15 protein-coding genes are annotated in these 13791 nt (G+C 69.0%); 3 read left to right on the top strand and 12 right to left on the bottom strand.

All coding sequences use genetic code 11. The features are described from left to right. Positions 1 to 24: 24 nt before the first annotated feature. The 4 genes from JRI60_RS05795 to JRI60_RS05780 form a co-directional block, all read right to left on the bottom strand. Entirely contained in the window at positions 25 to 1461 is a 1437-nt protein-coding gene (locus tag JRI60_RS05795; protein ID WP_204224856.1) for an MATE family efflux transporter, read from the bottom strand. Continuing rightward, complete coding sequence (locus JRI60_RS05790; RefSeq protein ID WP_204224855.1) at positions 1434 to 3554, bottom strand: cation:proton antiporter; 2121 nt, start codon at positions 3552 to 3554, stop codon at positions 1434 to 1436. Before JRI60_RS05790 ends, JRI60_RS05795 begins: the two co-directional genes overlap by 28 nt. 37 nt (positions 3555 to 3591) lie before the next feature. Further along, positions 3592 to 4929 carry a hypothetical protein gene (locus JRI60_RS05785; protein ID WP_204224854.1) on the bottom strand — a complete coding sequence of 446 codons (1338 nt, stop codon included), beginning with the start codon at positions 4927 to 4929 and terminating at the stop codon, positions 3592 to 3594. A 199-nt stretch (positions 4930 to 5128) separates the two neighbouring features. Then, positions 5129 to 5365, bottom strand: a complete 237-nt coding sequence (locus JRI60_RS05780; RefSeq protein ID WP_204224853.1) for a chaperonin — start codon at positions 5363 to 5365, stop codon at positions 5129 to 5131. Positions 5366 to 5708: 343 nt separating this feature from the next. Here JRI60_RS05780 and JRI60_RS05775 point away from each other — a divergent pair, with 343 nt between their 5' ends. Further along, on the top strand, positions 5709 to 6251 hold the full coding sequence (locus tag JRI60_RS05775; RefSeq protein WP_239470371.1) for a hypothetical protein: 543 nt from the start codon (positions 5709 to 5711) through the stop codon (positions 6249 to 6251). A gap of 10 nt (positions 6252 to 6261) precedes the next feature. Here JRI60_RS05775 and JRI60_RS05770 read toward each other — a convergent pair whose 3' ends face one another. The 3 genes from JRI60_RS05770 to JRI60_RS05760 form a co-directional block, all read right to left on the bottom strand. Next, positions 6262 to 6726, bottom strand: coding sequence for a hypothetical protein (locus JRI60_RS05770; protein ID WP_239470370.1), 465 nt, complete (start codon positions 6724 to 6726; stop codon positions 6262 to 6264). Then, positions 6723 to 7349, bottom strand: coding sequence for an anti-sigma factor family protein (locus JRI60_RS05765; protein WP_204224852.1), 627 nt, complete (start codon positions 7347 to 7349; stop codon positions 6723 to 6725). The genes JRI60_RS05770 and JRI60_RS05765 overlap by 4 nt, the downstream gene beginning before the upstream one ends. 69 nt (positions 7350 to 7418) lie before the next feature. Next, complete coding sequence (locus JRI60_RS05760; protein WP_204224851.1) at positions 7419 to 8036, bottom strand: RNA polymerase sigma factor; 618 nt, start codon at positions 8034 to 8036, stop codon at positions 7419 to 7421. A gap of 179 nt (positions 8037 to 8215) precedes the next feature. Here JRI60_RS05760 and JRI60_RS05755 point away from each other — a divergent pair, with 179 nt between their 5' ends. Further along, positions 8216 to 8548 (top strand): DMT family transporter, encoded by a 333-nt coding sequence (locus tag JRI60_RS05755; protein WP_204224850.1) that lies wholly within the window; start codon positions 8216 to 8218, stop codon positions 8546 to 8548. A gap of 1 nt (position 8549) precedes the next feature. Here JRI60_RS05755 and JRI60_RS05750 read toward each other — a convergent pair whose 3' ends face one another. From JRI60_RS05750 to JRI60_RS05735, 4 genes are read right to left on the bottom strand one after another with little or no spacing between them, the layout of a single operon-like run. Continuing rightward, positions 8550 to 10016, bottom strand: coding sequence for a hypothetical protein (locus tag JRI60_RS05750; RefSeq protein ID WP_204224849.1), 1467 nt, complete (start codon positions 10014 to 10016; stop codon positions 8550 to 8552). Between the two features lie 49 nt (positions 10017 to 10065). Continuing rightward, positions 10066 to 10569 carry a hypothetical protein gene (locus JRI60_RS05745; protein ID WP_239470369.1) on the bottom strand — a complete coding sequence of 168 codons (504 nt, stop codon included), beginning with the start codon at positions 10567 to 10569 and terminating at the stop codon, positions 10066 to 10068. Positions 10570 to 10587: 18 nt separating this feature from the next. Continuing rightward, complete coding sequence (gene hemF / locus JRI60_RS05740) at positions 10588 to 11490, bottom strand: oxygen-dependent coproporphyrinogen oxidase (RefSeq protein WP_204224848.1); 903 nt, start codon at positions 11488 to 11490, stop codon at positions 10588 to 10590. Beyond that, positions 11487 to 12242, bottom strand: coding sequence for a hypothetical protein (locus JRI60_RS05735; protein ID WP_204224847.1), 756 nt, complete (start codon positions 12240 to 12242; stop codon positions 11487 to 11489). Before JRI60_RS05735 ends, hemF begins: the two co-directional genes overlap by 4 nt. 229 nt (positions 12243 to 12471) lie before the next feature. Here JRI60_RS05735 and JRI60_RS05730 point away from each other — a divergent pair, with 229 nt between their 5' ends. After that, positions 12472 to 13431 carry an endonuclease/exonuclease/phosphatase family protein gene (locus tag JRI60_RS05730; protein WP_204224846.1) on the top strand — a complete coding sequence of 320 codons (960 nt, stop codon included), beginning with the start codon at positions 12472 to 12474 and terminating at the stop codon, positions 13429 to 13431. A 58-nt stretch (positions 13432 to 13489) separates the two neighbouring features. On the opposite strand, the gene JRI60_RS05725 is transcribed toward JRI60_RS05730, so the two are convergent. After that, entirely contained in the window at positions 13490 to 13777 is a 288-nt protein-coding gene (locus JRI60_RS05725; RefSeq protein ID WP_204224845.1) for a DUF3467 domain-containing protein, read from the bottom strand. Positions 13778 to 13791: the final 14 nt, after the last annotated feature.

Raw genomic sequence — 13791 nt, 5'->3', positions numbered from 1 at the left:
TCCGAGGGCGGGGCGGAGGAGCGTTCACGCCTCTCCGGTCTCGTTGGCGAAGACCTTGGCGGGATCCGGCTTGGGCTCGGCCGCGGCGGGGCTCGCGTGCCTCTTCCCGACCAGCACCCGCTGCCAACGTCCCGAGAAGTAGTAGGCCATGCTGCAGGTCAGCGAGACGAAGAAGCTGAAGGCGATGGCGTACCAGACCCCGTCCACGCTGTTCAGCTGGCGTGAGAGCCAATAGGCCCCAGGGACACGGACCACCCAGAGGCTGAGCAGGGAGATGACGGTGGTGATCATCGTCGCGCCAGCGCCATTGATGATGCCATTGCTCACGAACACGAGGCCGAACAGGACGTAGCAGGCGCCGACGATGTGCAGGTACGAGATGCCGAGCCCGATGACGGCCGCATCCGTGGTGAACACCCGCAGGAGCGGCTCCGGGAAGAGCACGGCCACCACCGAGATGACCAGGGTGATGGCTCCACTGAACAGACAGCCCCAGGTGAAGATCTCCCGCACGCGGCCGTGGTGGCCCGCGCCCATGTTCTGTCCGGCGAGCGTGGAGATGGCCATGCCGAAGTTGATGGCCGGCATGAAGGCGATCTGGTCGATGCGCGAGGCGGCACCGAACGCCGCCGTGGAGGTCTCCCCGAAGCCGTTCACGATGCCGGTCACCAGGACCATGCCGAGCGAGACCAGCGACTGTTGAATGGAGGCGGGGATGCCGATCCGGAAGGTCTGCCGGGTCTCCTGGCCCAGGTGGCGGATGTGCGGCCATCCGGGAGCCACCGGGGACTTCTGGTGGTGGAGCCAGGCCATGAGCGCCACCAGCACCACGGCTTGAGAGAAGATGGTGGCCCAGGCCGTACCGTTCAGTCCCAGCCTCGGCAGTCCCAGATGGCCGAAGATGAGGAGCGGATCCAACACCGTCGTGAGCACGACGGAGACGAGTTGGAAGTACAGGGGCGTCTTCGAGTCCCCCATCCCCTGGAGCATGCTGCGGATCGCGAACATGGCGAAGCTGAAGGGGAGCGACAGCAGGAAGATGCGCAGGTAGCCCACCGACGCATCGAAGATGTCGGCGGGCGTGTCCATCGCGCGAAGGATGTAGGGAGTGAAGATCTCGCCCAGCACGGTGAGGAGGACTCCCAGCCCGGGGATCAGCACGGTCGAGCTGTCCACGACCCGGCGCAGCTCGTCGAAGCGCTTGGCGCCGTAGCTCTGCGACACGAGGATGTTCGTCGCCAGCGTCATCCCCATCCCGATGCCGAAGAGGGTGAAGACGACGGGGAAGCTCACGGTGACGGTGGCCAGCGCCCCTGTGCCGAGGAACTGTCCGACCCAGATGGCGTTGATGAAGCTGTAGGCCGTCTGCAGGAAGCTGCCGATGAGCATCGGCAGCGAGAAGGTCACGATGTGTCGGGGGATGCTGCCTACGGTCAGATCGGTTCCGAGCTTCGACGCCATGGACCCGTCTTCTCACTGGATGAACGGGGATTCAATCGCCCAGATTCGAGGTGCTCATCCCCCCGAGGAGGCCTCGGGTCGATCTCGATGGCGTCGATGTAGCACCAGCCCCAGTGCTCGCCCGGCTCGAAGGAGCGCATCAGCGGGTGCCCCGTGGTCTCGTAGTGCTTCGCCGCGTGCCGGCCGAAGGACGCATCACAGCAGCCCACATGACCGCACGTCAGGCACATCCGCAGGTTGTGCCAGCGCAGGTGCAGCGCCATGCAGGACTCGCACCCCGAGGTCCTCGGCTCCACGCCCTCCCGCAACAGTTGCAGGTGCGAGCAAGTGGTGGCCGTGCCTCGCCGCAGCCCGCCCATCGTCCCCAACATGCGCCTCGGGCCGGAGACGGGGCCGTGCTCGGGCACGCCCTCGTGGCGCAGCGAGGCCAGCAGCTCGTTGAGGACCTCCTCCGCCACGCCTCCCACGTGCAGCACCCGCGTCACCGCCTCCAGCGCCGTCTCGAACTCGCCGGCCACGATGTCGCTCGCGCCCCGCTCGTGCAGGTCCCCGATGTCCCGCAGCCTCGGCACCTTCACCAGGATGGGGATGTCCGGTGACAGCCTCCGCGCCGCCGACACCGCCCGCTGCGTCCCGTCCGGATCGGAGATGAGCAGCACCAGCGCTCGCGCCCGGTGGATTCCCGCGCGCTCCAATATCTCCGGGCTGGAGATGTCCCCGTAGTACATGACCTCGCCACGCCGCCGCGCCTCGGCCACCACGTGCGGATCCAACTCGATGACCACGTGCGGCAGGTTGCTGGCGCGCAGGGCCCTCACCACCATGCGTCCGGCCGTCCCCAGCCCCGCCACGATGAAGTGGTTGGCCAGCTCCCGGTGCTCGTGCGCCAGCCGGTGCGGCCCATGCGCGCCGAACAGCACCTCCAGCGGCCGCAGGTGCGCCACGCCCGCCGCCAGCCTCGGCGCGAAGCTCAGCGCCACCGGTGTCACCGCCATGGTGAGGACGCTCATGCACACGAAGAGGTTGCGCTCCTCCACGCTCAACAGCCCCACCTGCAGCCCCGCGTTGGCCAGCACGAAGGAGAACTCTCCAATCTGCGCCAGCCCCACGCCCGCCATCACCGCCACCCTGGGCGGAAAGCGCATCACCAGCGCCCCCACCCCGCCCAGCACCGACTTGCCCACCAGCACCCCCAGCCACAACCCCATCACCAGCAACGGATGCTCCAGGACGACGCGCACGTCGAAGAGCATCCCGATGGAGATGAAGAAGAGGCTGGCGAACGTCTCGCGCAGCGGCAGCATGTCCGCCAGCGCCTGGTAGCCGTAGTCGCTGTCCGCCAGCGCCACCCCGGCCATGAAGGCCCCCAGCGCCAGGGACAGGCCCGCCAGCACGGCGAGCCACGCGATGCCCGTGCACAGTCCCAGCACCGCCAGCAGGAAGAGCTCGCGCCGGCGCGTGAGGGCCACCGCCTGGAGCAGCGGCGGCACGACCACCCGGCCGAACACCACCGTGACCACCACCAGCAGCGCCGCCTTGGCCAACACCCAGGCGAGGGCCCCCACGCCCTGCTCCTGCCCGGCCAGCAGCGGGATGGCCATCATCATCGGCACCACGCACAGGTCCTGGAAGATGAGCGCCCCCACGATGAGCCGCCCATGGGGTGCGTCCGTCTCCAGCCGCTCGCCGAGCACGCGCAGCACGATGGCCGTGCTGGACAGCGCCACCAGGAAGCCCAGGAAGACGCCCTTGCGGGCCGGGAAGCCCAGCGCCATGGCGAGCGCCACCACCGCCAGCAGGGTGAGCGCCACCTGGAGCCCTCCACCCAGGGTGAGCACCTTCCACAGCCGCCTCAGCCGCTCGAGCGAGAACTCCAACCCGATGCCGAAGAGCAGCAGGCCCACGCCAATCTCGGCCAGCGCCTCCAGACGCCAGGTGTCATGCACCCAGCCGAGGCCACTCGGGCCGATGAGCGCACCCGCGGCGATGAGGCCAGCGAGGGTGGGCAGGCGCAACCGGCTGAGCGCCAGGACCACCACCACCGCCACCCCGAAAACCACCACCAGTTCCTGGAGAAGCTCGGGAGCCTGCATGGACGCGCCTCCGCGTCTCCAGGCTCCCGTAACGGGCTCAGCGCTCGAAGTCCACGCCCACCCCCAGGCCCGCCATGAAGCCGTGCCTCAGGCTCCCATTGGCCTGCGGGAAATGCTCCGTGCCACCCATGAAGATGCCGTAGAGCGCGGGCACGAAGCGGTGACGCACCTCGGCCGCCACGGAGTAGCGCGGCTTGCCCGTGAGGTCCGTGAGGATGGCGCGCAGCTCCGCCATCGTCCTGCCCCCGGGCAGCTGCAGCTGCAGCACCGCGTCCGCGTCCACCCGGCCCGTGGTGACGAAGTACTCGCCGGACGCACTGGCCAGCAGCTCCAGGTCCTCCGCGCGCCCCTGGCTCACCGTCGCCACCAGCTCGCCGTAACCGGAGAACGTCGCCGGCAGCTGCTCCTGGGACAGCGGCAGCTCGCTCAGGCCCACGCCGGAGAAGCGCGACAGCTCGTACCCCGCGCCAAAGGCGCCGAAGCGGAACAGTCCTCCCTGGCGCCGTCCCTCCAGCCGGCCGCTGATCTCCACGTTCTCCCGGGGCTTGCCCGCCACCACCAGGCCCACGGTCGCACCGTAGTCCGGCACCGACTCGGCCAGCGTGTCCGCCCGTGCCCCCGCCGCTCCCTGCACCCACAGCTGGAGCTTCTCGTTCCTCACCAGGCCCGCCTGCAGGCCGACGCTCGCCGCCGACAGCGCGGGCGACGTGCCCCCCGCCCTGCCGAAGTCGTGCGCCACGTCCACCGACAGGAGGAAGCGGTCGAAGGCCGTCTCCGTGTTGCTCAGCACGCGGCCAAGGTCCAACCGCACCTCGCCGGCGAAGAGGCGCGCGGCCAGCACGTCGCTGGCGAAGAGCTCCACCCGCGTGGGCCCGAGGTACGCGGTGAAGTTGGCTCCCGCGGGGTGGTAGTCCGGCGAAATCCGGTTGTTGTAGCGGTTCACCAGCCAGCCCGCGCCCAGCGAGTAGGAGGAGAAGTCGCCCGCGCGCAACTGGAAGCGCCCATCGTCCCGGCCGATGCGCAGCGAGCGCAGCACCTGGGCGAAGTCACTGCGCTCGTCCCAGTCCTCGCGCCGCAGCCGGCCGCCGTAGTCCGGCTGCGCCTGCAGCGGCTCCTGGTCGAGCAGCCGCAACCGCAGCGGTGCCCCCAGCTCGAACTCGAACTCCTCGCCGCCCCTCACGCCCAGGCGCGGGAAGGCGAAGCCGAAGCCATCCACCCCCGTGGCGTCGGTCCCCGCCGACAGGGCCAGTGCGCCCACCTCGAGGGCCGCGTGGAAGTGGACACCCTCCTCCGCGGGTGCTGCCGCCGCGGAGGAATCAACGAAGGCCTTGGGGGCCTGTTGGAGCACGGAGACGAGGACGAGGGCACCAATCATGGCGCGTCACTCTACCCCGCTTCCCGCCGGGTGCCCGGTCACACGAATGGAAACGCCAGGGGCACTCGCTTCCTCGGAAAGCGAGCGGCCTGGCGTCTCCCCGTACAACCGGACAACGACCCGCGTCCGACCTCCCGCCCCCCGACCCCCCCAACCCGTGGACGAACGCGGGTCGCTGTCCCCAGCTCCCCAATCCGTCTCAGCCGACGAAGACGATCTGCTTGCCCGTGACCGAGGCCATGGCGCGCGAGGACACCAGCTTGGCGGCGGCCCGCGTCTCACCCGCCACGTCGAAGGCCGCGGCGATCAAATCACCCAGCGTCACCTGCACCTTGCGCGCGGGCTTGCTCGCCTTGGCCACCGCCCGCCCCGCCGTCCCCTTCACCCGACGCGCCACCTGCTTCATCACCTGGCCACTCCGCTGGGTCTTCGCCATGGTCCGCCCTTCCCTCTGGTCTGAGTTGCCTATCCTGTTGCCGACACGCCCCACGCCGCCGCCCCACGCCAGACTCTCTCAGCAACCCGCGTGCCCAAGCACAACCCCCTGAAATCACTCATGTCCCACAAGGTGAGCGTCCCGGAAGGTCCGTGCCAGGGACTGTCTTTTCTACCGAAGGACGGGTTGCCCCCACCGGAACGAATGACCGGAACGACATCCACGGACAGGGGAAGAGCTGGTACGAGAGAGTCCCCCCCTGCCCGGAAAGCCCCCCGGGCGTCTACTGTTCGGCAATTGGTGGCAGCCATTCCGGCGAGGCCCACCCCACCAAGAGGTCGCAATGCAGAAGCAGGTCGTTCCGCCCAACGTCGAGGTGGTGGGTCAGTCATTGATGGCCATCGTCAACGCGCTGGAGCTCATCAAGACGCAGGCGCAGAAGCTCCTGGCGGACCATGGCATCGCGAACATCGAGCCGGAGGGGTGGTACTCCATGCGCAGCGCCATCGCCGCCATCGAGGCCATCGAGCAGAAGATTGGCCCGGTCACCATGCGCGCGGTGGGCCGCAAGGTTCCGGACCACGCGCGCTTCCCGCCCGAGGTGCGCACGCTGCGCGAGGCCCTGCAGGTGCTCAACGTGGCCTACCAGATGAACCACCGCGGGCATCAGAACGGGAACATCGGCGGCTACCACTTCGAGGCGTCGGGGGAGCGCGGCGGCCGGATGATCTGCGACACCCCCTACTCCTGCAACTTCGACCACGGTGTCATCGAGGCCATCTGCGAGCGCTTCCGGCCGAAGGACGCGACGTGGGTGCGCGTCGACCACGGCTCGGGCTGCCGCCAGAAGGGCAGCGTGGCCTGCACCTACCACATCCGCTGGTGAGGCCCGGCGCCTACTTCGCGGCGGGAGAGGAGAGCACGAGGATGAGCTCGCCCCCCACGTGCTTGCCGGCGCGCTGGTAGACGGAGCCCTCGCGGCCCAGCTCCACGTCCACGGCCGACAGCTGGGGCACCTCCACGCGGAGGGTGGCGGTGTCGCCCTGCATGCGCAGCAGCCGCAGCGAGGCGTTCACCCCGTTGGGGAGCTTCACCTCGGTGGACTCCTTGCTGCCCACCTCGAGCGACTGCTGCGACAGCTGCTTGAAGGAGGTGAAGTTGAAGTTCTGACGCTGGAACGTCTCCTTCATCTTCTGGAGGGAGGAGGGCTCCACCTCGGTGCCCTTGCGCGAGACGAGCACCACCTCCACCTGCACCTTGAGCTTCTGCTGCTCCTGGGCCCGGGCCGCCAGCGGGGTGAAGAGCAGGCCCACCAGTGCGAGCACCAGCATGGCCATCGTCGAGTGCTTCGTCTTCCTCATAGCTCTCCTCCCTGGGGCCGATCCTTCGCGGGGTCATCCTTCGGGTCCAGCTCGTCCGGCACGCTCGCGTCCCGGGCGCCCTTGGGCGGAACGGCCGAGGCGTCGTGCGTGGCGTCCTGATCCACCACCCAGATGATGGTGTTGCCATCGTCGGACTCGAGCACCACCGGGGCCACCTTGGCCCCCTCGGAGGCGCGCACCGCGCGCACCCGCATCCGGTCCCCACCATAGCCCATGGGCACCTCGCTCTGGGACATGAGCAGCGGCACCAGCACGAGCACGAGCACCGCCGCGGTGGCCAGCGAGGAGACCATGGCCGTGCGGTGGTAGAGGAACAGCTCGGACAGGGAGATGCGCAGCCGCTCCAGCAGGGGCGGACGCTCCGGCGTCACCCGGGCCATGACGCGCTGGGTGAAGTCCTTGAAGTCCACCTCGTCCACGGCCATCTCGAGCCCCACGCGAAGCAACGCGGACTCGGCACGCAGATCCGCCGCGCGGGTGGCGCAGTCTCGGCAGGCCGCCAGGTGGCGCTCCACGTTGACTCGCTCAGCGGGGGATACCTCCCCATCGATGTAGGGGGACAGCAGTGGAATGAAACGCTCGCACGCGGGATTTCCGGCCATGTTCCTCACCCGGTGTAATGGGGGACTTGGGGGTTGGACGGCAGTTGGGGACCGATATTCCAGGTCCTTTCACTCACTGCCCACCCCGCTCTTGGCCTCGTCCAACTCCAGGTATTCACTCAGGATTTTCTGGACCTTCGCCCGCGCGTGGAAGAGCCGGCTCATCACCGTGCCCTTGGGGATGTCCAACGTGCGGGAGAGGTCCTCGTAGGACATTCCCTCGATTTCGCGCAGCAGGAGGATGGCGCGATGCTTCTCGGGAACGGCCGCGAGGGCCTCCTGGATCTTCTCCGCCAGTTCGCGCCGCAGGGCGCTCTTCTGGGGGTTGGTGCCCAGGCGGCTGCCCAGCGCGCCGATGCGGGCCTCGGACAGGTCGTTGGCGACGGACTCGTCGAACTCCTCGGTCTCCCCACCAGCCGCGCCCTTCCGACGCATCACGTCGATACAGATGTTGACGGTGATGCGGTAGAGCCAGGTGTAGAAGGACGAGTCGCCCTTGAAGTGGTCCAGGTACTTGTAGACCTTGACGAACGCCTCCTGGGAGACGTCCATCGCCTCTTCCTTGTCCTTCAGCATGCCCAGCGCGACGGCGTACACCTTCCGCTGGTAGCGTTCGACCAGGAGCTTGAAGGCGCGTTGGTCTCCGCTGCGGACACGCTTGACGAGAGTGAGATCGTCGGTAGCCAAGGGTGCGCCACCCTAGCATGAGCGCCCCGGGGCCCAAGCATTCCGTGTGACCGGCCGTTCACCGCCGGGCGGCTTCACGACCCGGCGAGCGAAATCACCAACAGTGTTGACTGGGAAGCGGGCAGGCCCAGGCTGGCGTCCCCCCCTTCCGGGGAACCCAGCAACGCAGGAACCAGCACATGCCCGCCTACGTCTATCTCGGCATCGCCATCGTCGCCGAGGTCATCGCCACCTCGGCCCTCAAGTCCACCGCGGAGTTCACCCGGCCGCTGCCCAGCCTCCTGGTCGTCGTGGGCTATGGCATCGCCTTCTATTGTCTGAACCTGTCGCTGCGCTCGATTCCGGTCGGCATCGCCTATGCCATCTGGTCCGGCCTCGGCATCGTCCTGGTCGCGGCGGCCAGCTACGTGCTCTACCAGCAGAAGCTCGACCTGGCCGCGCTGCTCGGCATGGCGATGATTCTCGGGGGCTGCCTCGTCATCAACCTGTTCTCGAAGAGCGCCGCCCACTGAGTCACAGGCTGGCGAACATGATCACCAACAGGGTCGCCCCCACCAGGGCGAGGATGGCCCCGAAGGCCACCTGGCTCCACTTCTCCCGCTCCAACGCGCTCAGCTCCGGCGGATCCCTGAAGCGGTGGAGGACGTTCCACAGCATGTGAGAGCCCAGGCGCTTGTTGGTGCCACGGCGGTCATGGCCCGCATTGGGGACGTCGTCCGGGTCGTCCACTCCCGGAGGCACCATCCCCGGAGGCACCACCACTCCCGGCGGCGGCCGGGCCCCCACCTGGAAGGGAGCGGGCGGAGGCGGTTCCGCCTGGTCGAACTCCGCCGGGCCCTCGGCCACGGGTTGCTTCTGGGCGGACCGCTCGGGCTTGGAGTGGAACGGGTCGTCCTTCAGCGAGGACTGATCCTCCGCGACGGGGACCTCGACGGCCGGCATCTCCGGGAGCGTGATGTGCTCCTCCGCCACGGGCGTGGAGACCTCCGAGGGGAGCATCTCCGGCCCGGGCTCGATGCGGACCTCGGCCAGCTTCGCCTGGAGCTCCTCCGGAGAGCGGGCCTCCAACAACTGGAGCGCCACCTCCACGCCGTCCCAGCCGGTGTTCGCGTCGCGCAGTCCGGTGAAGCCATTCTGGATGAGCACCTCGCGAAAGCGCTCGAACCCCGCTTCCGTCTGGCCCGCCGGGTCCCTCGCGTTCGCCTCGGCGTAGGCGAGGAAGAAGTTCCAGAGGCGCTCGGCGCGCTCGGAGGGCGCCAGCCGTGAGGGACGGATGTCCAGCCCCAGGTAGCGCGCCTCCTCGGAGAGATGATGGGCGAGTGACTCCAGCCCAGTGGACTCGCCGAGCTCCGGCAGCAGGTCCTCCAGTGGTTTCGCCTCGCCCCCGCGCACCTCCATTCCGCGCGGCGCGCGGATGGACACCTGGGTGGCGAGAGCGTCCCACTGGCGCGGGGCATCCTGACGCGGAGCTTCCTGACGCTGGGGCCGCTCGCTCGTCCTGGGCGGGGCTCGATTGCTGGAATCGGAGCGGGCACCAGCCTCGGCCCCCTCCTGAGCACGGTCCCTGAGCCGTGGCCGCTCACCGGTGGAACGCGAGCCCTCGCGAGGCCCCTCGAAGCGGCCGGCCCGGTCATCGCGGGCCTTGCCGGCACGGGGCTCGCCACCGCTCTCCAGTCCGTCCTGGGCGAAGTTCCAGATACCGGTCTTCGGCTGCTCCTCACGCACGTTGCCCGAGCGCGAGGGCTCGGCCCCCGGGGGCATCCGGCCTATCTGCGTCTTCTCCTCGGTGAAGCCACCCGGGCGCGGGGGGCCGGCCTGCGTGGGCATCCGGCCGATCTGCGTCTTCTCCTCACGAGGCGGGCCATTGCCGATGCCACGAGCCGGTTTGCCCGAGGGGCCCGGAGACCCTCCCTCGGAACGGGTCGGCGCCGGGCCTATGACAGTCCCGCGTCGCCCCTTGATGTTTCCGGCGTGGCTCATCTCCTGGATTGTCGCCCGGCCGGCCAGCAAGTTGCCAGGGGGCCCCCGGCTACTCCTCTTCCCGCTCCACCGTCACCGGAGAGGTCATCCCATTGGCGTCCAAAGTGACCCGGAAGACGGATACCTGGCCGTCCCCATCAAGGTCCCCCCGCGCGAAGCAGGTGACCTCCGCCTCGCCCAGGGGCGTCTCCTGCACCACCACCTGGTACTGGTAGCGGATGCGCTCGCCGGGGGCGAAGCCGATGCTCTTCAGGTTCTCATCCGGCTCGAAGGGCACCGCCTTGCCGCCCCGCGGCACGTCCTTCGGCACCGGGCCCGCGGCGAGGAAGACGCCGTGCTCGTCGCGGTAGGACTGCACGTCACCACAGAGGCGCAGCACGTTGACGCGCGCCTCCTGACTGAGGGCCTGGTCCTGAGCGGGGTACCTGCGGCTGATGAGGTAGAAGGCGCCGCCGGCCACCGCCATGAGGCAGGGCACGGCGAGCACCGCCGCCCCCAGGGCCACCTTCTTCCAGGTGGCCATGCGCGGCTTGTCGGGAACGGAGTTCTCCACGGGGGACCCTCCTCCTCGTCAGCGAGCGCCCGCCCAGTCGCGGGGTTTGCGCAGCACCTCCACCAGCTTCGCCTCCTCGGAGCCGGGAGCCGGGTGGTGGTCGTAGCGCCAACGCACCTGCGGGGGCAGCGACATGAGGATGGACTCGGTGCGCCCGTTCGTCTCCAGGCCGAAGGTGGTGCCCCGGTCCCACACGAGGTTGAACTCCACGTAGCGCCCGCGCCGCACCTCCTGCCAGAAGCGCTGCGCCTCCGTGTAGGGCGTGTCCTTGCGCCGCTCGGCGATGGGCAGGTACGCGGGGAGGAACGCCCGGCCCGCGTCCTTCACGAAGGCGAACTCGCGCTCCAGGTCTCCGCCCATGTTCTCGAAGAAGATGCCGCCCACCCCGCGCGTCTCCTCGCGGTGGCGCAGGTAGAAGTACTTGTCGCACGCCTCCTTGAAGCGCGGGTAGTACGCCGGGTCGTGCCTGTCACACGCCTCCTTGTGGACCCGGTGGAAGTGCACCGCGTCCTCCTCGTGGAGGTAGTAGGGCGTCAGGTCCGCGCCGCCGCCGAACCAGGCCTTTCCGCCCTGGTGGAGGAAGCGGTAGTTGGCGTGCACGGTGGGCACATACGGGTTGCGCGGGTGCAGCACGAGCGAGATGCCCGCGGCCCAGAAGGTGCGGCCCTCCCCCTGCAACCTCTTGGCGAAGGCCTCCTCCAGCTCGCCGAACACCACCGAGGTGCTCACGCCGCCCTTCTCCAGCACGGCCCCATCCTCCAGCACGCGGCTGCGCCCACCCCCGCCACCCGGCCGCTGCCAGGGGTCCTCGCGGAACCGGGCCTTCCCATCCAGCCGCTCCAGCGCGCCGCAGATGTCGTCCTGCAACGCGTGGATGAACTCCACCATCCCCTGCTTCAACTTCTCCACATCCACCGTCATGGGCTCTCCTGGGTCGCCACGGGCGCCTCGAACTGCAAGGGGGGCACGGCGGGAGCCGTGTTGCCCGCCGCGTCGAAGACCTCCAGCTTCGCGCGGTAGCTCTTGCCATCCTCCAGGGCGAAGGCGCCACTACAAGCCTCGTGTCCCACCAGGGCCACGCCGTCGTGCAGCGGGGTGACGTAGTGCTGGGGCGCCATGTCCTCGTCACGGCGCGAGAGCGTCACCACGGCGTAGGCCGGACTGTCCTCGCCCAGGGTCATGCGCAGCTTGACGAAGCGCTCGGTGCCATCGCGGGTGCGGCGGAAGAGGCCCTCGCTCACGGCGGGCCGCTTGAGCCAGCGCGGGCGTGACACGTCCTGGCCCCGGCCACTGTGCCACTCGGGGAACGCGGAGCCCCCTCCGTTGAGCACCTTCACGTCGGGCAGCACATCGTCCAGGCGCAGCGCGTAGGAGAGGCCCGGCTTGAGCGGGCCCGAGGGCCGGAGCACGACGGCGGAGCGCCCCAGCGGGCTGCTCCACCCGCGCTGGACGCGCACCTCCACCTCGTGGCCATCCGCCTGGAGCCGCAGGACGCGGCCGGGCAGTTCGGCCACCCGGGAGCTGAAGGCGCCGAGGCCCTCGAGCAGGAAGCGGGTATTGGTGGGGACCACCGCGCCGGGAGCGGGAAACACCCGCACCCCATCGGGGCAGGCGGCGCGTGCGGCCGGAGCGGTCAGCAACAGGAGGACGAGGAGCGGGACGACGGGTCGCACGGGACCAACGAGTCTGCGCCGACCCGGCGCCGGAGGCCAGTATCGCGATGGCCTCCCCGTGGCTTTCCCCCAACCCGGGACCTGGGAGCCATGACGCGGTCCGCCATCGGGCACCGGGGAGGACCTCTGGAGTCTCGTGGTCGACCCGCGAGTGACCGAGTCTTGGCTTGGCCGCCTGGTGGGCCCCTCCCATCATGCGCGCCTCAACCCTCCCCCCGGAGACCCCCCCATGTCTTCCCGTTCGCGTCTGTCCCTGCTGCTGCTGGCCTCCCTCACCGCCGCGTGCGGTGGCTCCCCCGAGGAGCACACCTCCGACTCCGAGCTCGCCACCCGCGAGGACGCCGTCACCATCCCCGCCCGGGGCACCGCCACCACGCTCGACTTCGGCAACTGGAACGTCGAGTGGTTCGGCTCCACCTCCAATGGCCCCACCAACGAGTCGCTTCAGCTGACCAACGCGCGCGATGTCATCCAGGGCGCCGACCTGGACATCTGGGGCCTGGAGGAGGTGGTGAGCACCACCAGCTTCAGCAACCTCAAGTCGCAGCTGACTGGCTACGCGGGCCTGCTCGCCAGTGACTCCACCGTGACGAACGGCAGCTCCTACTACAGCTCCAGCGAGCAGAAGGTGGGCATCCTCTACAAGACGAGCGTCGCCTCGGTGCTGAGCGCCCGCGTCATCCTCACCTCCTATGACACCGACTTCGCCGGCCGACCCCCGCTCGAGGTGAAGATGCGGGTGAACCTCAACGGCCGCACCGGGGACATCGTCGTCATCGTCCTGCACGCCAAGGCCTACGACGACACGACGAGCTGGCAGCGCCGCTACAACGCCTCGCAGGCCCTCAAGTCCTACCTGGACAGCACCTACCCCACCACCAAGGTGATCGTGTTCGGCGACTGGAACGACGACGTGGACACCTCCATCACCTCCGGCAAGGCGTCCCCGTACCAGAACTTCGTGAGCGACTCGGCCGACTACACCTTCCCCACCAAGGCCCTGTCCGACGCGAAAATCGCCACCACCGCCAGCTACCCGGATGCCATCGACCACCAGCTCGTCACCAACGAGCTGAAGGCCACCTACGTCTCGGGCTCGGTGCAGGCCTACCGGGTGGACTCGTACATCTCCAACTACAGCAACACCACGAGCGACCACTTCCCCGTGCTCTCCCGCTACACCTGGTGAGCAGGTCCGGCCGCTGGCCTCGCGCCAGCGGCCTTCCACGGGCCTGGCACGAACGCCCTCAGTGCATGGGACGGCCGTCGTCGGTGATGACGATGGTGCCGTAGCGCGACTCGTAGTTGGCGACGCCGTCCTGCAGCACCTTCAACAGGCGCTTGACGTGCTTGGGATTGAGGATGACGCGCGAGAGCACCTTCGCGCGGACCGGATGCGGCTGGACGTGGATGAAGTCCAGGGTGAACTCCGTCTCCGTGTGGTTGACGAGGGCCATGTTCACGTACCGACCATTGGCCACATCGTCATCTATCTGAATCGGCAAGGGCTCGGGAGGCTTGGGTGTATCCGACATGGGGGGGGCATACC

The sequence above is a fragment of the Archangium violaceum genome (genome assembly GCF_016887565.1).
GTDB lineage: Bacteria > Myxococcota > Myxococcia > Myxococcales > Myxococcaceae > Archangium > Archangium violaceum_B.
The sequence above is the reverse complement of the archived record's forward strand: the minus strand, read 5'-3'. Positions and strand labels throughout refer to the sequence as shown.